Source organism: Cyclobacterium sp. (assembly GCF_014762705.1).
Taxonomy (GTDB): Bacteria; Bacteroidota; Bacteroidia; order Cytophagales; family Cyclobacteriaceae; genus Cyclobacterium.
In genome coordinates, this window is sequence record NZ_JABURL010000109.1 from 1 (window position 1) to 20,954 (window position 20,954).

Sequence of the window (20,954 nt, forward strand, 5' to 3'; positions counted from 1 at the left end):
TTTGTAAATTCAATTGGTTATGTAAAGTACAAATATAACTGCTATAATGGCTCAATACTTAAAAACAACCCAAATTAGGTATGCGTTTCAATTATTGGCAAGATTTTTTATCGCTGGTTTTTCCTGAAACCTGTTGTATTTGTAAACGAAGCCTTTTTCCTTTTGAAAATCAGCTGTGCAAAGTTTGTATTTCTCAATTACCAATTACCAATTATCACCTTATTCCTTTGGATAATGATTTGAAGAATAAAGTCCTTGGACTGGCTCCTGTAGGCATGGTGATGTCTTATCTTCGGTTTTCAAAAAAAGGTCTGAGCCAAAAGTTGTTGCATCAAATAAAATATAAAAACAAACCTTCTTTGGCTAAAATTTTGGGACAGATGTATGGCTCTTTTTTAATGGACAATGGCTTTGATCAGTCTTGGGATGAAGTGGTGCCCGTACCCTTGTACCATAAAAAGCTAAAAATAAGAGGGTATAATCAAAGTGAACAATTTGCTTTGGGTTTGGCAAAAGCTTTGAAAATTTCCTCATGCAATCATTTGATCAGAAAAATTCCAACGCCAACGCAAACAAATAAAAGCAGGATGGAACGATGGGAAAATGTGGAAGATGTATTTGAAGCATGCAGTCCAGCAGAAATAAAAGGCAAAATGTTGCTTTTGGTAGACGATGTACTAACCACAGGGGCTACCATGGCCGCCTGTGCAAATACCTTACAGGAGCATCATCCAAAATCAATCGATTTTATCGCGTTAGCTGCCGGAAATTAAATATTAGCCAAAAATCTCGTTAAGGATACCAGCAAGTCTTATGCCTCCGGCCAGTAATTGCTCTTCCATTATGGGATAGGTCTTGTAACCATATTCATAAAAAAGTTTTCTATCTTCAGGCAAATCATAAATTAGCGGACGAAGTTCTACAGCCTCCTCCAACCATTTTTCCAAAGGGTCATTTTGGTATTTTCGTACAAGTGCCTTATCGGACCTTCTGTTCAGATGCTGCGCCAATTCGGTATAACTCAGGTTTTTTTCATCAATCACTTTGCTGTCCCATACAGCATGCAGATTGGTGTTTTCATTAAAGTAGGTGAGCCTCACATTGTTTCCTCCCCGGTCTTCTCCTGTCCCCACATGCAATGGCTGATGCAGGTCGCCTACCAAATGCACCAACATTTTGAGATAGGCCACTTTTTGATCAGCAGCGAGGGTTCCCTCCTTTAAGGCTGCAATGATCATTTTGCTTTTACTGTATGCATCCCCTTCTTTCTCCTGCAAATCCGGATTGTAGCCTTTTCCGGTCTTTACTGTCAGGTAATGCCAACTGTTCAGGTAATCGTAACTGGGATCGGATTTAATTTCATCCATCCAGGTGGATACCATGGCCAGGGATTCCGGACCCAGGATGGCTTCAATATTTCGGCTTGCTTTTTTGCTGAGATGCCAGGTAGCAATTTGCCCAACTACCCTATGGCCTGTTTGCCCCCATCCAAAGCTATTCATAATCAACCCGGATGTAATCATTAGGGTAAGAATGGCTATTTTCTTTGCTGCTAATAACATGTGAAATTAATAAGGATCAGGTGTGTTTTAATTCTTCCAAGGCCAACCAGGCCATTAATCCAGTGCTCAAACCCAAAGCATCTTCGTCAATATCAAAAGTAGGCGTATGTACCCCTGAAACGATTCCTTTACTTTCATTTCTGGTTCCCAGCCTGTAGAAACAGCCGTCCATTTCCTGGGTATAATAAGAAAAGTCTTCTGCAGCCATCCAAATATCCAGATCTACCACATTTTCCTCTCCCAGATAAGCTTTTGCAGCTTGGATGGACCGTTCGGTTAGTTCCGGCTCATTTTTCAGGAAAGGGTAGCCCTTCCGAACTTCAAAATCCACTTCTCCACCCATGCCCTCAGCGATGCCTTTTGCTATTTTAATCATGTGTTGATGCGCTTCCTTCCTCCAGTCTTCGTTCAGGGTCCTAAAGGTACCTTCAATATTGACTTCGTTGGGAATAACGTTGGTAGCACCATCTGCCATCACTTTACCAAAAGACAGTACGGAGGGAGTTTTGGGGTCTGCTTTCCTGCTGACCACCTGTTGCAGGGCTACCAAAATATGTGCGCTGATCAAGACCGGATCAACCAACGTTTCGGGCATGGCCCCATGACCGCCTTTGCCTTTAACTTTGATATAAAGTTCATCGGCACTGGCCATGTACATGCCCTTTCTGAATCCCACTTTTCCCACTGGGATCAGGGGCATTACATGTTGGCCAAGTATAGCGGTAGGTTTGGGGTCCAACAATGCTTTGTCAGCAATCATCATAGCTGCTCCCCCCGGGACTTTTTCCTCACCTGGTTGAAAAAGTAATTTTATGGTACCTTCAAAATCAGCCTTTAGCTCATTTAAAATCCTGGCTGTGCCCAAAAGGGAAGAAGTATGTACATCATGCCCACAGGCATGCATTACTCCAGGGTTGGTAGATTTGTAGGGTACCTCATTTGCTTCATTAATTGGCAGGGCATCCATATCTGCCCTTAAGGCAACAGTTTTTTTTGCAGGATTTTTCCCTTCAATCAAGGCAACCAAACCGGTATTTGCTTTAGCAGTCAGTTTGGAAATACCAAAGGAACGCAGCTTTTCTGTTACAAAGGCTACGGTTTCATTTTCTTCAAAAGACAATTCCGGGTGTGCATGCAAGTGTCTTCTTATGTCGATGGTATCTGATTTGTATTGATCAGCAAGTTTTTGGATTTTATTTTGCAGCAGCATCATCTAAGTTTTCTTCTGTCTTTTCCTCCTTTTCCCGGTTTTTCAAAAAACGGTCCGGTGTTATCCGGGAACTTGGAAAGATATCATTCAATTTTTCGTAAGTAGCCAGAGCCTCAATCTTATTGATAAAGCGACCTACCTTTACCAGGTAGCGAGGTTGATTGTATTCCATATAAGTCTGAACTTCCGGGAATTCAGAATAAACTTCATTGCGAACTTCAAAAGCCCTTTCCCTATCGGCACCACTATAGATTAAAATGGTGAAGCCGTTGACAAATTTTTCCCGGTTGTTTTCTTCTGTGATTTGGCTGATCCTGCGGTCAAGATCCTTGTTTATAGGGCCAGAAATTGCACCCTCAGAATCCGTGAAATCAGGAACAGGCAAATCTTCAAATTGAAGGCTGGAAATGGAAAGATCCTCGCTGTAGTTATTGAATCTTTCGGCCGGCTCACCTGTCTTGCGGATATTGATGATACCACAACCACTAAAAAGCAACAACGCTAATAAATAGGCACTATTTTTTTTTAACATGATGTTACGTTTAATCATCAATTACCACACATTTTGCATCGGAAATATCCTGCTCCACGCTTTTATATTTGACATCCTTTTTTACTTTTCCGTCTACATACTTGACAGAAACTTTATCATTTCGTCCATATGTCTTTTCGGACTTTCTTGGCTTCACAGGTTCCCTGGTAGCTGTGGCACGGCTATTGGCAATTGCAGCCCGTTGTCCTCCTGGATTTCCCAGGCTGCTACCCACTTCTTCTTTTGATGCCGTCACGCCGGGTTCAGCTTTTTTCTGGGCCTGGGCCGCTTTTACTTGTTCCGGATCTTGTTTGGGAAGGTCTGACTTGGAAATAAAAGAGACGATATCATCATTAAGTTTGCCAAGGAAGCGTTTGAACATTTCAAAGGCCTCAAATTTATAAATCAATAAGGGGTCTTTTTGTTCGTACACTGCATTTTGCACCGACTGTTTCAAATCATCCATGTCTCTGAGGTGCTCTTTCCAGTTTTGGTCGATGATGGCAAGGGTTACTGTTTTTTCAACCGCTCTGACCAAATCTCTGCCTTCATTGTTTATGGTAGACTCCAGATTAATGACAACACCAATCTGTTTGATGCCATCTGAAATAGGGACCATTATCTCCTTTACCGTAGCTCCACGGTTTTTGTAAACATCTTTGAGAATAGGCATTGCCCGTTCCAGAATGTTTTGGTTTTTCTTGATATAATTTTCATAGGCGGCATTGAAGAGGATTTTGGTGAGCGTTGCAACATCTTTCTCTTTAAGATCCGTCTGGGAAAATTGATAATCAAGGCCCAAAGAACTAAAAATATTCATCCTCAGGTTTTCAAGGTCCTCGGTAGATTTGGCCATTTCAATCAAATCCTCAGAAACATCATACATGATGTTCAGGATGTCCAGTTCGAGGCGCTCTCCGATAAGGGCATTTTTCCTTCTTCGGTAAACTACCTCTCTTTGGCTGTTCATTACATCATCGTATTCCAACAACCTTTTCCTTACCCCAAAGTTATTTTCTTCCACTTTGCGCTGTGCCCTTTCAATGGATTTGGTAATCATTGAATGTTGTATCACTTCACCTTCTTCCAATCCCATCCGGTCCATGAGTTTGGCGATTCTTTCTGAGCCAAAAAGGCGCATCAGGTTGTCTTCCAGTGATACAAAAAACTGACTGGAACCCGGATCTCCCTGACGGCCGGATCTACCTCGCAGCTGCCGGTCCACTCTTCGGGATTCATGCCTCTCCGTTCCGATAATCGCCAAGCCTCCTGCTTGTTTGGATTCGGGAGTAAGTTTAATGTCTGTACCCCTACCGGCCATGTTGGTGGCTATGGTTACTGTTTTGGGTTTTCCTGCCTCAGCTACTACATCAGCCTCCCTGGCATGCTGCTTGGCATTCAATACCTGGTGCTTTATTTTTCTGATGGTGAGCATTCTGCTGAGTAATTCAGATATTTCTACGGATGTGGTACCCACCAATACAGGCCTGTTGGCGTCTGTTAGTTCGTTGATTTCATCCACTACAGCGTTGAATTTTTCACGGACGGTTTTATAAACTTTGTCTTCGCGGTCTTTTCGCTGTATGGGTTTATTGGTAGGAATCACAATTACATCCAGCTTGTAAATTTCCCAGAATTCTCCGGCTTCAGTTTCTGCTGTACCTGTCATGCCGGAAAGCTTGTGGTACATCCTGAAATAATTCTGCAATGTGATGGTGGCATAGGTCTGTGTAGCATCCTCTACCTTAACATTTTCTTTGGCTTCTATGGCCTGATGCAAACCGTCAGAATACCTTCTTCCTTCCATGACACGGCCCGTCTGCTCATCCACAATTTTTACTTTGCCATCCACCAGAATGTATTCGGTATCCTTTTCAAACATACAATAGGCTTTGAGCAGCTGGTTGACAGTATGTATTCTCTGGGCCTTCACCCCGTAATCCTTGATTAGTTCTTCTTTTCTGATTAGTTTCTCCTTGTCATCAATTGCCTCGTCTTTTTCCAGGTCTGCAATCTCGCTTCCTATATCCGGAAGAATAAAGAAGCTGGCATTTTCATTCTTCTTGGTTATGGTTTCTATGCCATTGTCTGTCAGGTCTACGCTGTTCGATTTTTCGTCGATGGTAAACAATAAGGGTTCATCTGCTTCCGGCATGTTCCGCTTATTGTCCTGCAGGTAAAAGTTTTCTGTTTTCTGAAGGATTACCCGGATGCCAGGTTCAGAAAGGTACTTGATCAAAGGCTTGTATTTTGGCAGTCCTCGGAAAGCCCTGAACAAGGATAGGCCACCCTCTTTTTCCTTTCCTTCTTTGATTAGTTTTTTGGCTTCAGTAAGGTAATTTTGTACCAGTTTTCTTTGTTCATCCACCAGGGTGGATACCCTGGGCTTCATCTCGTAAAATTCATGCTGATCTCCTCTTGGAATAGGGCCTGAAATGATCAATGGAGTTCTTGCATCATCGATCAAAACCGAATCAACCTCATCTATCATTGCAAAATGATGCTTACCTTGTACCAGGTCTTTGGCATCTCTGGCCATATTGTCCCTCAGGTAATCAAAACCAAATTCGTTATTGGTGCCATAAACAATATCGCATTGGTATGCTTTCCTTCTTCCTTCCGAGTTAGGGGGGAATTTGTCGATACAATCTACCTTTAATCCGTGAAATTCAAACAAAGGCGCATTCCACTCGGAGTCTCTTTTTGCCAGGTAATCATTCACCGTAACAATATGTACCCCTCTTCCGGAAAGGGCATTGAGGTAGGCAGGAAGCGTAGAAACCAGGGTTTTACCTTCACCGGTGGCCATCTCTGCAATGTTTCCCCTGTGAAGGGCAACACCACCCAAAAGTTGCACATCGTAATGCAACATGTCCCAGGTGACTTCCACCCCTGCCGCAGTCCACTTGTTGTGCCAGATGGCTTGCTCTCCTTCAATTTCCACATAGGACTTGGAAGCCGCCATTTCCCTGTCTGTGTCGGATACGGTAACTTTGAGTTGCTCATTTTCCTTGAGCCTGCGCGCAGTTTCCTTGATGACCGCAAAGGCCCGGGGCAATACTTTTTCAAGGCTGACTTCCAGCGCCTCATCCCTTTCTTTTTCTACCTTATCTATTTGGGTAAACAGGGCATCCTTGGCCTGGACCTGATCGGGATTAAGTGAATCAATCTCTTTTTTCAGTTGATCAATCTTGTCATCAAAATCCTTGAGGTCTTGATTAATAATGTTTCTGATATTGCTGGTTTCATTTCTCAATTCATCATCTGATACAGATGACAATTTATCATAGGCTGCATTGATCAGCGCTACTGATGGGCTCAGGCTTTTGATATCCCGGTCGGATTTGGTACCAAAAACTTTTGCCAACCCTTTTGCTATTGCTTCTATCATATATGTAAATTCTTTATCGCTTTTCTAAATTTTCCAAATCTTTGACTTTCGCAGTCAAGGAAATATTCCCTGAAAACACCTGTTTGGCAGGTCCGGCCAAAATAATGTTTTTAAATCCACCTTTATTATCTTCGGCAAACCGTACTTCAAGGTTTCCTCCCAAGGTGGTGATTTTTATTGTATTTTGCTGCTGTTGCGTACCATAAACCAAAGCACAGGCGGTTACCCCGGTGCCACAAGAAAGAGTTTCATCCTCCACTCCGCGCTCGAAAGTTCTTACCTGAATGTGATTTTTTGCCAATGCTTGTACAAAATTCACATTGGTGCCCTGGGGGTATCTTTGGACATCATGCCGGATCTTTTTGCCAATACCCAACACATCATGCTGCTGCAGTTCCTCTACAAAAACAATATGATGGGGAGATCCGGTGTCCACAAAAAACTCCTCACCCAAGGGTTGAATTTTTTGTACATCTCCCATTTCCAACTCTACCCATTCACCGGAAATGGTGGCCTGGTGTGGCCCGTCTATGGCCAGAAAATGAGTTTTATCAGTAATGATGCCCAGGAAGGAGGCAAAAGCTACGGCGCAGCGGGCACCATTCCCACACATACTTTGGCTACCATCGGCATTATAATAGCACATTTCAAAATCGTATCCGGCTTTTTCCTGAAGCAGGATCAGACCATCTGCTCCGATTCCAAATTTTCTATGGCATAGGTGCTTAATCTGGCTGATAGGATCATCCCCAAGAGAAAACTCCCTTCCATCTACCATGATGAAATCATTCCCTGTACCCTGATATTTATAAAATCTTATATCCATTTATATTTAAACATGTTACATCCTGATTATTAAATGAATAATTCACTTAATGGTAACAGTTTAGGTGCGCATATAGCATCAAAAACCCCACCAATATCAGTATGAAACACAAAAATAATCATCTTGTCCGAAATTTCGGGTTAATATTCAATTAACTATGGAATTTAGCAATGAAAGCCATGGTGTTAGCGGATTACTTGTCTGAGGCCTATGCAGGCATTCCAATAATCTATTATTGCATGGGGAAAAAATTCTGGAGGATTTTTACATTGGTATGTAGAATTTTTCCGGATGCAATAAGGTATTAACTACAGGGAGTACAAATCCAAAGGGTGGGATTCAAAATAAAATAATTTTTTAAATCATTAAAATCAAGCTGTTTACACTTATTATATCACATTTCACATCCTTTTTGGCATATTGATTGCCTGTAAGAAATCCGAACCAAACCAATTTATTATGAAAATTACGATGAAGAGATTGATTACATCCGGACTTTGTTTTGGTATTTTTCTGGCGATGATTTCCTGTCAAACTGAAGAAGAAACCAATCCTCCGGAAAATCAGGAAGAAGTAAGTTTAGCGTCCACAGCAAGACAACCTTCTGAATCGGAGGCAGGGGCCAGAAGTATGTTAAATGCAATGGTGGTGACAACATTTCAGGTAGGAACAAAAGAAATGGAGATGAAGTATGCTGCAGAAGCGGATATTGTAGCAGGTATTGATCTGGGCAGTATTAGCCTGAAATCAAATGTAAATACTGAACTTGGCACTGCTTCCAGCCAACCTCAAACCCTGGTGTTGATCAGTGATGGACAAGCGAAGGTTTCGGCAGTTGGGGAAGGAAATACGCCAAAAGGCAATTACCAGGAAATACAATTTGAATTGTATAAAAATACCGCCGTGGAAAATGATGACCCCATGTATGGAAAATCTCTATGGATAGATGGAGAAATTAATGGACAAACCAGCCAGATATGGATGGATGTGGAAAGCGAAATCCGCGCCATTGCAGAGAGTGAAGAGGGGCACGAAGTCAATGAAAATACAGAATTGATGCTGGTCTTTGACTTGGAAGAGTTGTTTCAAGGGGTAGATTTTGAAGCCGCCGTAGATGGAAATGCAGATGGAGTGATAGAAGTGGGGCCAGATGATGCCGATGGCAATTCCAATCTGTATGGCCAAATAGAAAATAACCTGGAATCATCAGTAAAATTTGAGAAGAATTCTTAACCAAAAGGTTTGATTAATACTAAAAGAGCTTGCTTCTTAAGCAGGCTCTTTTTTTATTTGGTAGCTAATACACTAACAAAATATGAAATCGACACGATTAAAATCATCATTAAACACACTGGGCAATGATTATTTTAATCGTCAAAGATTCCATGTGGCAACTTAAAGACAATTATAAACACATGAAAGATCCCCAAAGCCTGGCATCAGTAGCCAGATTCCACCATACTTTTAAACACCCTGTTTTAACAGAACCCGCTATCCCCCCTTCTTCCCGGTGTCAGTTACGAATTGATTTGATTTCAGAGGAGCTTCAGGAATTGAAAGAAGCAATTGACAAACAGGATTTGGTAGAGGTAGCAGATGCTTTATGTGATATTCAATATGTACTTTCGGGGGCCATCCTGGAATTTGGACTGGCAGAAAAATTTCGGGCTTTGTTTGAAGAAGTGCAGCGATCAAATATGAGCAAGGCCTGCAAAAATGAAAAAGAGGCACAGGAAACCGTGAATTTTTACAAAAACAAAGGCACTGATTGCTATTTTAAGGAAGTTGATGAGTTATATCTGGTGTACAGGACATCCGATAACAAAACGTTAAAATCCATTTATTACTCTCCCGCCGATCTGGCAGCTATTTTACAAACCCCTTGAAAACATGCGATACCTCCTTATTTTGAGCCTATTAACAGTTATGGTCCACAGACAAGTATTGGCCCAGAACAGTGCCCGAAATTATGGGATTTCCCTGGGCTTGCTGACACCTGGAGAATGGAATGCCATTACGGATGTACCTGGGGTGGCCGTAGGTCAGGTTACTTTAAAGGAGGGCGAAAATATTAGAACGGGTGTTACTGCGGTTTTACCACATCAGCACAACCTCTTTCAACAAAAAGTTCCCGCAGCTGTTTTTGTAGGCAATGGTTTTGGAAAACTGGTAGGAACCACTCAGATCCAGGAATTGGGAAACCTGGAATCCCCGATAATACTTACCAATACCCTGAGTGTGGCAGCTGGAATGGAGGGCATATTGGACCACATGCTGTTCCTGGAAGGAAATGAAAATGTAGGTTCCCTCAATGCTGTGGTGGGTGAGACCAACGATGGCTATCTGAATGACATTAGGGGCAGGCATGTGAAGCCAGATGATGTGAGGGAAGCCATAAAAATAGCAAAAGGTGGACCGGTAATAGAAGGAAATGTCGGTGCAGGGACTGGAACAGTTTGTTTTGGATTCAAAGGAGGCATAGGCACTTCTTCCCGAAAACTTCCGGAAAGCCTTGGGGGATTTACGGTTGGGGTGCTGGTACAAAGCAATTTTGGAGGAGTGTTGCAAATCGGTGGCCAGCCTGTAGGCAAAATTCTTGGTCAGTATAGTTATAAAAATCAATTGGAGTCGGCTGACGGTTCTTGTATGATAGTGGTCGCTACAGATGCACCAGTGGATCACCGGAACCTGGAGCGCATTGCCAGAAGAGCAATCATGGGTTTGGCAAGAACAGGCGGTATTGCCTCCAATGGTAGTGGTGACTATGTGCTGGCTTTCAGCACCACCAAAGAACAACTTTTAACCTCCGGCACTACAGCAACCTTGGGCAATGACCAGGTCACTCCCTTGTTTTTGGCAACTATTGAGGCTACAGAAGAAGCAATCATCAATTCCCTGTTTGCAGCCGAAGACATGAAAGGTAAAAATGGAAGGATTGTCAAGGCGCTACCCAAGGAAAAGGTAAGTGCCTTGTTCAGGGAATAATTGGTTGGCCTGGCATTTTTCAAATCGAAAAGGTTGTTTTATTTTATTAGGTAGATCGCCTGCCATTCAATAATTCTTTGTATAATTGATTCTTTCAATGTGAATCAATAGGCAAAGTGGTTGCTGTACAGGAATTTCATCAAAATTATTTTAGGCAAATCGGCCTGGGTGCTTTGTTGTTGCTCATGTTTGCAGCCATCCCGGTTCAGGCACAATTGGTTAAGCCATTTTTACCCCGGGTTCCAGATAATGGACCCAGTACCAATATTTACAATATCAACGGGGATTTTGCTATTATTGGTAATACTAACCTGACTCTTGAGAATTACAGCCTGAATTTTCAAAATAATTTTCCCATGATTTATGTGGATGCCGATAGTGATCCGCAAACACTTAATTCTTCTTCAGCATCTTTGGTTTTTCCTGATGAAAATGGTGCGGACCCTTCTTGTACGCAGGTAGTCTATGCTGGATTGTACTGGACAGGCAGATCGGCAGAAGACATGCAGTTTGATGTAACTAAATCCGGTACCACAAAAAATTATGATAAAAAGTCCGTTTCGTTTAAAGTTCCCGGTCAATCAACCTATGCTACCGTCCGGGCACAAAATGATCAGATTTGGTTCCCGGAATCTTACCTGGATCAAGATGGGTTATTTGTAGGCTATGCGGATGTAACCGATATGGTAAAAGCTGCCGGACAGGGAGAATATTGGCTGGCAGATATTGCGTTGCAAGAGGGAACCGGGGGATCCATAGGCTATTTTGGAGGCTGGGGATTGGTGGTTATTTATGAAAACCCGCTTATGGAGGCAAGAGATGTAGTTGTTTTTGATGGCTATGCCTATGTGGCCTCCTATTTGGAAGATGATTATTTTTTGAATCTTGATGGATTTTCAGCTGTCGAAGCGGGGGACGTTAAGGTAAAAATGGGCATGATGGCAGCAGAAGGAGAAAGAGGAGGAACCGGGGATTATATTGAAATTGAGAAAGGTGAAGGTTCAGGAGAATTTGTGCGCCTGGCACACGAAAGCAATGATACTTTTAATTTTTTCAATTCCAGTATATTTACCGAAGGTAATCCACGCAATCCCGAGCTGATCAACAATACAGGGATTGATTTGTCAGTCTTTGAGCTACCCAATGAAAACAATAGTATCATTGCGAACGGGCAAACCAAAACCAGAATAAAGTATACTACCGTTATTGATACCTATGTAATTTTTAACATTACATTTTCTATTAATGCCCGGCAGACCAGGCTGGAGGCAATAAACGAATTGGTTAGTGCCAGTGGCCTGGCCAACGATGTTCACCAGGTTGGGGCAAATGAAGATTTAATGTTTCGACTGGAAATCCGAAACAAGGGCCAAGAGCCGATTGAGGAAGCAATGGTGGAAATACCCATTCCCCTGCTTGCTGAATTTTCGGCTGTGTCTACCACCTGGCTAGCTGGTGGAACTCCGGCAAATGCTTATTATGATGCCTCCAAAGGAGCAGGTGGAGCACTTATTTGGGAAATCGGAGACATACCCGTTTCATCCGATCCGGATGAATTATTGGGTTACCTGGAATACACATTGGTTTCTCCGGATAATTGTGCGGGACCGGATGGTTTTCAGTGTGAAGCGGAGTTTTCGCTGGAAGGTGAAGTAACAGGTAAGAATGCAGAAACTGGCATTCCTTTTTCAAGCCCTTTGATTCAGGGGTTTCCAAGTGATGAGGAATGCCCTTCAAACCCCAATTCAGCACCACTGCTATTTGAAGTGTTGACCAATGGAGAATCTTGTTCCACCGATGAAACGGTTTTGGAAATTAATTTATGCAATATTCCGGGTGATGGTATACTTGTTTCAGAAATTGCAGGTAATTTTCCTGATGGTGTCAGGTTTTACGATTCTTTTCCGCCAGATCCGGCAGCAGTGGAATACAACCTGTCCAAGCCTTTTCCAAAAACAAATGAAAGCCGGGAATATGTGGCCATTTTGGAAAGGGACGGAAATTGTTTTCGCCCTTTTACGATAAGCCACCAGTCCATGGAAGCGCTTCCTGCTGTCACTTCAGCCTATGAAGGTTCCCCTATTTCCTGTCACGGTGCTTCGGATGGATCTGTTTTCGCCTTTGTAGAAGGAGGTATTTCTCCCTATACCTACCAATGGGATGATACCGGTAATTCCACTACACCCAGTTTGGAAAATCTTCCAGCAGGTACTTATACTGTCACCATTACCGACAGTCAATCCTGTACTGCAACAGCTTCGGTTACTCTCCAACAACCTCAACCGCTTGCTATTCAAGTGGATAATCAAAGCTCTGTGTTAATTCTGGATTGTGATGCAGCGGATGGGGGAATTGTAAACTTTGAAGTTTCAGGGGGAAGTGTACCGGTTAAGGCGGAATTAATACTTATCGAAGAAGGAGGATTGGAGGAAAAAATAGATCGTTTTGATTTTCAAATCAACAGGAATTTCAGTTTTGAAGCACTTGAAGCAGGTGCTTATGTAATAAGGGCAACAGATACCAATGAATGTACTCAGGAAACCTCATTTGAGATTCAGGGATCTCAGCCTTTATCGTATACTACTACCATAAGTCCCATGCAAAACTGTTTTGAGCCTGAAAGTGCTGCCATATCGATTATTCCTGATGGAGATTCTGCGAATTATACCTATCTCTGGTCCAATGGAGCCACCACTGCAAGCATTCAAGACCTGGGTCCGGGAACCTATTCAGTGGTGATTTCTGATTCATTTGGATGTAGCAGAGAAGAAGAGTTTTCCATAGCGCCCTTAAGTCCTCCGGTTTTTTCAGTTTCATCGGCTACTGAGGTGATTTGTGGAGAACCAGGTTTACGCACCACGTTTTTTGTGGAGTTGCCTAATGATGCTGCAGCAGCAAGTATTGTGTGGAGCGGAGGACAGGTTTCAGGAGATGGAAGGCAAATGGTAAGCTCTCAGCCTGGAAATTATACGGTTACCCTGACAGATGAAAAAGGGTGTGAATCTGAACAGGAAGTGCAGGTATTGCCCTATGCCCTGGATGCGGATTTTGATTTTTTTGGTCCGGATCCCGGATCCGGTACCGATTATTTTATTGCTGATGAGATCCGTTTCGAAACCCAACCTTTAGGTAACATCAGTGCCTACTTCTGGGATTTTGGAGATGGGTCCATTAGTAATGAAGCCAACCCAAGTCATGCATTTGGACGTAAGGGAATTTACCAGGTGAGCTTACAGGTAACTGATGCCAATGGTTGTACGGCGGAGGAAACAAGGGAAATTGTTATTCAGGAGTTTCAAATCCGGATGCCGGATGCTTTTACCCCAGCTGCGGCAGATGGAAGTAATGCACATTACTTTCCGGTTTTTGCAAAAATTGATGGCCTTGAGTTTTGGGTTTTTAATAAATGGGGAGAGGTGATTTATTATACCAATGATAAAGATACTCAGGGATGGGATGGTGCTGTTCAGGGCAAGGAAGCCCCTGCCGGATCCTATGTCTACAAACTCCATTATACGGCCCCGGATGGAAGTCAGGAGCAACTTTCGGGAACATTTATCCTGATTCGATAAATTTTTCACTTTTCTTGATTTACCACAAATTGGAAATTCTCATGTTCATAGAAAAAACCAAAGCCCATCAGGGTTTGGACCGGGCATGAGAAAGGGTCAACAGGATGGATTGCATCAACAATAAATCCATCAACGAATCCCAGCTGAGAAAAACAGGCATTAGGCCTGTTTTTCATCTATAAATTGCTTTTGTACCTCGTCTTCTGATTCCTTATTGTTTTCATCTTCAAAAAATCGCTTCTGAAAAATCAGGATAATGGCCACACCCACAAAGATGGAAGCGTCTGCGATATTGAATATGGGCCAGAGTGCTGTATAACTGCCACCCATCAGGGGGACCCATTCGGGAATGAAACCTTCCCAGATATCGATATAAAACATGTCGATTACCTGTCCGTGAAACCAGGGGTTGGGTGCATCAAAAGGGGCATTGTTCAACCAGACGCCATAAAAAACGCTGTCAATCAAGTTACCTACTGCTCCTCCCAAAATCATGGCAATAGAGACCAGGTATCCGGGATGAGATTTTTTCTGTATCAGCTTATAAAGATAAAAACCAATTCCAAACATGGCTATCAACCGGAAACTGGTAAGGATCAATTTGCCATACTCCGAACCCAATTGCATTCCGAAAGCCATACCCGGGTTTGTGGTGTAATGAAGTTTGAACCAATCTCCAAATACCTTAATCTGGCCGGCTGTGCCAAAATCCATACCGTTGTGCACCAACATTTTAACGGCCTGGTCAATCAGGATCACGATCAGGGTGATTCCAAAATATTTCCAATACTTCATCTGTTTATAATTGTTTTTTAGCGGTCACATAGCCTGTCCCGACCTTCGGGAGAATCTCGCATGGTTCCCTCCGGTAGCTATCGGGGGCGCATCCCTCCGAGTGATGTGCTCATCAGGCTGGATATCATTGGCTTATACTTTCTCAACTTTAACGGACAGTTCAATTTCATCCATGTCTAAAATGGTAGGATTTTTTATTTGATCATCCAGGGTCAATTCCAATGCCTGTGTTTCTGTTTTGATATAATCGGCAAAGTGCGCTAAAGCGCTATCCACTGTTTCTTCATTTGGGATAACCCTGATCCGGATTTTATCCTGCACTTCCAGGCCAAGATCTTTTCTTAGGTTTTGGATGCGGTTGACAAAATCCCTGGCTATTCCTTCTTCTTTGAGTGGGACTGTAAGGGTAACATCCAGGGCCACGGTAATGCCATTATCACTGGCCACAGACCAACCGGGAATATCCTGGGATTGAATCAAGACCTCCTCTAAAGTCAGGGTTTCTGCTGTTCCCCCGATTTCAATATTGGCATGCCCAACCTTTTCTATGGCGGCAATCTCTTCTTTGCCCCATTGCTGTATGGCTTGATTGACCAACTTCATTTTAGGCCCAAATCTTTTTCCCAACAAGGCAAAATTGGGCTTTACGCTTTTCACTAAAATTCCGGAGGTATCATCTATATAATCGATGGACTTTACATTCACTTCTGACTTAATGAGTTCTTCCACATGCTGGATTAAATCCTGTGTTTCCGGATTCAGTACTGGAATTAGGATTTTTTGCAGGGGTTGCCGTACTTTTAGTTTTTCCTTTTTCCTGAGAGAATGTACCAAAGAGGAGATATCCTGGGCCAGCTGCATGCTGTTTTCCAGCCCTTTATTGATCAAAGGCTCATTTACCTGTTGCCAGTCTGTCAAATGTACCGAATCGGTTTTTCCTTCCTGACTGGCGGTGAGGTTTTGGTACAGCCAATCTGCATAAAATGGGGCTACCGGTGCCATTAGTTTGGATACAGCAATCAGACATTCAAACAAAGTTTCATATGCCGCTTTTTTGTCTGCATTCATATCCCCTCTCCAAAACCGTTTTCTCGCCAGGCGCACGTACCAGTTGGACAATTGGTCTACGGTAAAATTCATGATCGCCCTGGTAGCCGGAGTTACGTCATAGCCTTCATAGGCTGTTTCTGTTTCTAGTATAAGGGATTGTAATTTGGAGAGGATCCATTGATCCAGTTCCGGCCTTTCTTTTTCCGGTACCTTCGATTTGCTTTGATACACAAAATCATCCAAATTGGCATACAGGGCGAAGAAATTATAGGTGTTTTGCAGGGTACCGAAGAACCTTCGCTGCACTTCGGTCACTCCCTCTTCGTTGAATTTCAGGTTGTCCCAAGGATTGGCATTGCTGAGCATGTACCAGCGCAGGGCATCGGGACCAAATGTTTTCAGGCTCTGGAAAGGATCGACAGCATTTCCCAGCCTTTTGGACATTTTATTGCCGTTTTTGTCGAGCACCAGCCCATTAGCAATAACGTTTTTAAATGCCACACTGTCAAAAAGCATGACTGCCAACGTATGAAGGGTGAAAAACCAACCCCGGGTTTGGTCTACCCCTTCAGCAATGAAATCCGCCGGATAATTGGCTCTGAAAAGCTCTTCGTTTTCAAAAGGGTAATGCCATTGGGCATAAGGCATGGCACCTGAGTCAAACCAAACATCTATCAAATCTGGCTCCCGAAACAATTTTTCCCCATTATCGCCTGCCAATATGATTTCGTCCACATAGGGACGATGCAGATCCACTTCCCCGTCCTTGAAAGGAGATGCATCCATATATCCTTTTTCTATGGACCCTTGTATTTCTGCCTGCAGTTCTGCCACGGAACCAATGCATTTGGTTTGGGTACCTGCTTCATTTCTCCAAATAGGCAATGGAGTGCCCCAAAACCTGGAACGGCTTAGGTTCCAATCTACCAGATTTTCCAGCCAGTTGCCAAACCTACCCGTACCTGTGGAACCCGGCATCCAGTTGATGGTTTTATTATGGGCTACCAGTTGATCTTTGTAGGCCGTAGTTTTGATAAACCAGCTTTCCAGGGGATAGTATAAAATGGGCATATCGGTACGCCAGCAGTGTGGGTAACTGTGTTCGTACTTTTCTACCTTAAAGGCTTTATTTTCATTTTTCAGGATAATTGAAATGATGATATCCGTGCTTTTAAAGTCTTTATGGTGTTCATCATCCAGGGTGTAATTTTTTACATAAAAATCATTTTCACCGAAGTCTTTATGGGCCTGAATTCCATGTTCTGCCATTTTGGTTTTCAGGTATTCTCCCACCACAGGCAGAAATTTCCCCTTTTTGTCCACAACGGGTATTTCCTGGCCGCGATCATCTTTTAAAAATATTCCCGGAATTTGCTGCTGTTCCAGGGTTCTGAAATCATCCGCACCAAAGGCTTTGGCGAGGTGAACGATTCCCGTTCCATCTTCAGTGGTTACATAATCGCCGGTTATTACAGTAAAGGCAGGTTGCGGTAGGCTGAGGGCTTCGATGGGAAACAACTGCTCGTATTGCATGCCCAATAGATCCTTACCCTTCAGGGTTTCAAGCACCTGATAAGGAATAATTTTATCACCAGGCTTGAAGTCCTCCAGTGGCAGGTCAGCACCCTTCGGATGAAAATAGGTTGAAAGCCTGGCTTTGGCCAGAATCACCGTTTGCGGCAAATAAGTATATGGATTGTAGGTTTTGACTTTGACATACTCTAGTTTTTCTCCTATGGCCAAAGCAGAATTGGATGGAAGGGTCCAGGGCGTGGTAGTCCATGCAAGGATGTACAGCTCAGGCTCTCCTTTCACCTTAAACTGTGCAGTGACTGAAGTATCTTTCACGTCCCTGTAGCAGCCTGGTTGGTTCAGTTCGTGAGAGCTGAGTCCTGTTCCTGCCGCCGGGGAGTAGGGTTGAATGGTGTAGCCCTTGTACAATAAATCCTTTTCGTAGAGCTTTTTCAACAGGTGCCATAGACTTTCGACATAGTTGACATCAAAAGTAATATAAGGATCATCCAGGTCTACCCAATAGCCTATTTTTTCCGTGAGTTCATCCCATTCATGTTTGTAGCGCATGACGGTTTCCCGGCATTTCTGATTGTAGTCGGCCACAGAGATCTTGGTACCGATATCTTCTTTGGTGATACCCAGTTCCTTTTCTACCTGTAATTCCACAGGCAGGCCATGGGTGTCCCATCCGCCTTTTCTTTTGACCTGGAAGCCTTTAAGGGTTTTGTAACGACAAAAAACATCTTTGATGGCACGGGCCATCACATGGTGGATACCAGGAGTACCGTTAGCGGAAGGAGGTCCTTCGTAGAAGGTATAGCTTGGGGCTCCTTTTCTATTGTCCACTGATTTTTCAAAGATCCTGTTGCTTTTCCAAAAAGCCAATATGTCTTCTCCGATTGCGGGATAATCTACCTGTTTAAACTCCTGATATTTCTTCACTGTAATAGAAAATATTTTCTGTTAAGCTTATTTTTTGCTTTCCTGCCCTCCGGTAGGTGGGTTTGGCCATTGTTAATGGCTCAAAAGAAGGCGTAAAGTTAATAGAAAACTAGGGTTAATGTATGTCAATCTCAGAAAAACTATGAACGGCAGGATCTGTTACCGGATAAACACGAAAAAGGCTGAGAAATAAAGTACTACAATAAAAGGATTTTGCTGGTATAAAGGTTGATTACCTCTGGTTTGCTTTATCAAACAATTTTTCAATTGCTTTGAAAAATATGGGGGACTGCAGTTGGCAATGGTTTGTTTTTAAACTCAGTTTTTGGGCGATTTGGGTTGATTCCATTTTTCGTCATTTGCTTCAGATAAAACCAGCAAAAGCCAATCTCTGTTTTTGTCGGGAACAGTAAAAACAGGCCGGTACTTTCCTTTTACTTCTTTTACCTGACCATTTTCCGGGTCGATCCAATAGACTGCCCTTTTCTTTTTACGAAACACTTTCCCTGAAAGTCTTATACTTTTGCCAGTGGGGCTATAAACCAGCAGCCAATCTTTGTCGGCTGTAGTGATGGCTAACTTTAAGGGGTTGAATTTCCAATTAAATCCAGCCAGAACGTTGGGGTCAGGTACCATTTCCTGCCAGGGCAAACTTTCAATAATGCTCCTCATGATACCCATTTGCGCGGATCCGGGAAGGTCCATGGCTTCCTTCCATGAAAATTGAGCTCCAAATTTCGGGTCTGTCGAGCCGTCATGCATTTGCCAGATCTCATTGCAACCATAGGTATGACCCGCTGCTCCTGAAAGCATGTTCCAGTAAGCAGATCTCCGAATATCTGCTGCATTGAGCCTTTGAAAATTCCATTTATTGAGAAGGTTGGGAATATTTTCATAACCCGGTTCTCCGTCAATAACAGGTCTTATGGGATTTCTTTTTCTGGCTTTCCGGGTAAATCGGTACTCCCGAAACCCCTTTTGGTGTCTTGTTTGAAAAAGGTCAATGTCCAGCCAGGAGGCATCCCCGAAAATATCACTGGCAATATAGCCCCCATTAGGGTGGTAGCTCATCAGGCTATTCTGATCCTGCTCGGCTATTCCGGCAGCCATTTGTTCGATGATTTCTCTTTGCTGTTCATTTTCAGGAATCCGGTCACCTCCCAATATCCATACAATATGGTTCCAATGCCCATATCTTTGGCCTAGATACCGGCCATAGCTTAGTGCGTTTTCGGGTGTGAATATTTCCGGGCCAAGACCCCATTTTTTATTGAATTTGTCTCCCCAGGTAGGAAGCAGGCCCAGGTACAAGCCCATTTCATCGGCCAAAGAAACAACCTGATCCACATGAGAAAAATAGGCTTCATTGGGCTGTTTTGGGTCATTGTTTTTCAAAGGAGTATGACCGGCAGCATTTGGAGAGTTCAGGCCGTCAAGCTCCGCCAAAATTACTGTTTGAATAAGGCTAAAGCCCTTTTTTTTCCGGTTTTCAAAGTACTGTTTGGTTTCTTCAAGTTCTAGCCGGTGCAGCATTTCCCAGGCTGTGTCTCCCAACCAGAAAAACTGTTGCCCACCGGAAGTGACCAGAAAGCGTCCATTGTTGCTAATCTCAAGTGCGGCCAGATTTTGCATCATTTACTCAAGGTAAATGATGCATCCAGTTGATGCAACTTTCCATCCAACCTTTTTGGGTTCCGGCTTTATTGATAGAAAGTGAAAAACCATGAGCTCCTGTGGGATACAGGTGCATTTCTGCCGGGACCTGTTTTTCCAAAAGCGCCTGATAGAACAACAAGCTGTGTTGCACAGGTACTGCGGTATCATCCTGGGAATGAAAAATAAAAGTAGGAGGAGAATCGGCCCGGACCTGTTTCTCATTGCTGAAATACATCACCCATTTTTCTTCAGGCTCTGTTCCAATGAGGTTGTTTCTTGACCCTATGTGCGTAATGTGTTCCGTAAAAGAAATCACGGGATAACCCAAAATCATAAAGTCCGGTCGGCTGGATTGGTGTTCGATCGGGTCCTCCTCTCCAGGATTACCCTCGTCAAAATGGGTTCCAAGTGTAGAAGCCAGGTGGCCACCGGCTGAGAAACCCATGATGCCTATCTGATCTGGATTGATGCCCCAGTCTTCAGCATGGTGCCTGACCATTCTGATCGCCCTTTGTCCATCGGCCATAGGGACGATATGTGGACTGCTTTGTGTTTCTGCGGAAGGAAGGCGGTATTTCAGGACAATGCCGGCTATACCTTTACTGTTGAGCCATTTGGCAATGTCCAGTCCTTCCCAGTCATAGGCCAGTACACCATATCCCCCACCAGGGCAAATGATAACTGCTTTTCCCGTAGCGGCTCTTTTGGCAGGCAGGAATACCTGTATTTGGGGTTTTTGAACCTTGCTGATGACCAGTATATCGTTTTCCTGGATGACTTCCTTAACTTCGGTGGTTTTTTGGAAAGGGGCTTCTCCCGGATAAATGTCCAGCGTGATCGGTTGCGTTTGTGATAGGGTTATTCCGCTTATCATTGTCAGGCAGGCAAAAAGGTAAAATTTAAGCATGGTAAGTAAGC

The 20,954-nt window shown here is 43.3% G+C and carries 14 protein-coding genes; 5 read left to right on the forward strand and 9 right to left on the reverse strand.

Features of this window, described 5'->3' with window-relative positions; genetic code table 11:
- Nucleotides 1-359: 359 nt before the first annotated feature.
- On the forward strand, nt 360-773 hold the full coding sequence (locus HUJ21_RS25115) for a phosphoribosyltransferase family protein (protein WP_366483791.1): 414 nt from the start codon (nt 360-362) through the stop codon (nt 771-773).
- Nucleotides 774-776: 3 nt separating this feature from the next.
- Here the strand turns inward: HUJ21_RS25115 and HUJ21_RS21775 are convergent, their stop codons facing one another.
- From HUJ21_RS21775 to dapF, 5 genes are read right to left on the reverse strand one after another with little or no spacing between them, the layout of a single operon-like run.
- Nucleotides 777-1,562, reverse strand: a complete 786-nt coding sequence (locus HUJ21_RS21775) for a S1/P1 nuclease (protein ID WP_291372813.1) — start codon at nt 1,560-1,562, stop codon at nt 777-779.
- A 16-nt stretch (nt 1,563-1,578) separates the two neighbouring features.
- Nucleotides 1,579-2,769, reverse strand: a complete 1,191-nt coding sequence (locus tag HUJ21_RS21780) for a M20 family metallopeptidase (protein WP_166150598.1) — start codon at nt 2,767-2,769, stop codon at nt 1,579-1,581.
- Nucleotides 2,756-3,304 carry a hypothetical protein gene (locus tag HUJ21_RS21785; protein WP_166150514.1) on the reverse strand — a complete coding sequence of 183 codons (549 nt, stop codon included), beginning with the start codon at nt 3,302-3,304 and terminating at the stop codon, nt 2,756-2,758. Before HUJ21_RS21785 ends, HUJ21_RS21780 begins: the two co-directional genes overlap by 14 nt.
- 10 nt (nt 3,305-3,314) lie before the next feature.
- Nucleotides 3,315-6,695, reverse strand: a complete 3,381-nt coding sequence (gene secA, locus HUJ21_RS21790; protein WP_291372814.1) for a preprotein translocase subunit SecA — start codon at nt 6,693-6,695, stop codon at nt 3,315-3,317.
- Nucleotides 6,696-6,708: 13 nt separating this feature from the next.
- Nucleotides 6,709-7,521, reverse strand: coding sequence for a diaminopimelate epimerase (gene dapF / locus HUJ21_RS21795; protein ID WP_291372816.1), 813 nt, complete (start codon nt 7,519-7,521; stop codon nt 6,709-6,711).
- A 459-nt stretch (nt 7,522-7,980) separates the two neighbouring features.
- On the opposite strand from dapF, the gene HUJ21_RS21800 reads away from it, so the two are divergent.
- The 4 genes from HUJ21_RS21800 to HUJ21_RS21815 all read left to right on the forward strand — a co-directional run bounded on the left by HUJ21_RS21800 (nt 7,981) and on the right by HUJ21_RS21815 (nt 14,078).
- Entirely contained in the window at nt 7,981-8,754 is a 774-nt protein-coding gene (locus HUJ21_RS21800; RefSeq protein ID WP_291372817.1) for a hypothetical protein, read from the forward strand.
- A 182-nt stretch (nt 8,755-8,936) separates the two neighbouring features.
- Nucleotides 8,937-9,407, forward strand: a complete 471-nt coding sequence (locus tag HUJ21_RS21805; protein WP_291372837.1) for a nucleoside triphosphate pyrophosphohydrolase family protein — start codon at nt 8,937-8,939, stop codon at nt 9,405-9,407.
- A 4-nt stretch (nt 9,408-9,411) separates the two neighbouring features.
- Entirely contained in the window at nt 9,412-10,506 is a 1,095-nt protein-coding gene (locus HUJ21_RS21810; protein WP_291372819.1) for a P1 family peptidase, read from the forward strand.
- Between the two features lie 116 nt (nt 10,507-10,622).
- The gene (locus tag HUJ21_RS21815; RefSeq protein WP_291372821.1) at nt 10,623-14,078 is read left to right on the forward strand and encodes a PKD domain-containing protein; all 3,456 of its coding nucleotides are present in this window, start codon (nt 10,623-10,625) and stop codon (nt 14,076-14,078) included.
- 159 nt (nt 14,079-14,237) lie between these two features.
- On the opposite strand, the gene HUJ21_RS21820 is transcribed toward HUJ21_RS21815, so the two are convergent.
- From HUJ21_RS21820 to HUJ21_RS21835, 4 genes are all read right to left on the reverse strand, one after another.
- On the reverse strand, nt 14,238-14,873 hold the full coding sequence (locus tag HUJ21_RS21820) for a lipoprotein signal peptidase (RefSeq protein WP_291372823.1): 636 nt from the start codon (nt 14,871-14,873) through the stop codon (nt 14,238-14,240).
- Nucleotides 14,874-15,005: 132 nt separating this feature from the next.
- The gene (ileS, locus tag HUJ21_RS21825; protein WP_291372825.1) at nt 15,006-18,380 is read right to left on the reverse strand and encodes an isoleucine--tRNA ligase; all 3,375 of its coding nucleotides are present in this window, start codon (nt 18,378-18,380) and stop codon (nt 15,006-15,008) included.
- 318 nt (nt 18,381-18,698) lie between these two features.
- Nucleotides 18,699-20,015 carry a DUF4038 domain-containing protein gene (locus HUJ21_RS21830; protein WP_291372826.1) on the reverse strand — a complete coding sequence of 439 codons (1,317 nt, stop codon included), beginning with the start codon at nt 20,013-20,015 and terminating at the stop codon, nt 18,699-18,701.
- A 4-nt stretch (nt 20,016-20,019) separates the two neighbouring features.
- Nucleotides 20,020-20,943, reverse strand: coding sequence for an alpha/beta hydrolase (locus HUJ21_RS21835; protein ID WP_291372827.1), 924 nt, complete (start codon nt 20,941-20,943; stop codon nt 20,020-20,022).
- Nucleotides 20,944-20,954 lie beyond the last annotated feature (11 nt).

What these genes read in the sequence shown, in the direction of transcription:
- HUJ21_RS21830 (WP_291372826.1), bottom strand. Translation starts at nt 20,015, where the DNA reads ATGATGCAAAATCTGGCCGCACTTGAGATTAGCAACAATGGACGCTTT.
- HUJ21_RS21785 (WP_166150514.1), bottom strand. Translation starts at nt 3,304, where the DNA reads ATGTTAAAAAAAAATAGTGCCTATTTATTAGCGTTGTTGCTTTTTAGT.
- HUJ21_RS21805 (WP_291372837.1), top strand. Translation starts at nt 8,937, where the DNA reads ATGAAAGATCCCCAAAGCCTGGCATCAGTAGCCAGATTCCACCATACT.
- HUJ21_RS21775 (WP_291372813.1), bottom strand. Translation starts at nt 1,562, where the DNA reads ATGTTATTAGCAGCAAAGAAAATAGCCATTCTTACCCTAATGATTACA.
- HUJ21_RS21810 (WP_291372819.1), top strand. Translation starts at nt 9,412, where the DNA reads ATGCGATACCTCCTTATTTTGAGCCTATTAACAGTTATGGTCCACAGA.
- HUJ21_RS21800 (WP_291372817.1), top strand. Translation starts at nt 7,981, where the DNA reads ATGAAAATTACGATGAAGAGATTGATTACATCCGGACTTTGTTTTGGT.
- dapF (WP_291372816.1), bottom strand. Translation starts at nt 7,521, where the DNA reads ATGGATATAAGATTTTATAAATATCAGGGTACAGGGAATGATTTCATC.
- HUJ21_RS21835 (WP_291372827.1), bottom strand. Translation starts at nt 20,943, where the DNA reads ATGCTTAAATTTTACCTTTTTGCCTGCCTGACAATGATAAGCGGAATA.
- HUJ21_RS21820 (WP_291372823.1), bottom strand. Translation starts at nt 14,873, where the DNA reads ATGAAGTATTGGAAATATTTTGGAATCACCCTGATCGTGATCCTGATT.
- secA (WP_291372814.1), bottom strand. Translation starts at nt 6,695, where the DNA reads ATGATAGAAGCAATAGCAAAAGGGTTGGCAAAAGTTTTTGGTACCAAA.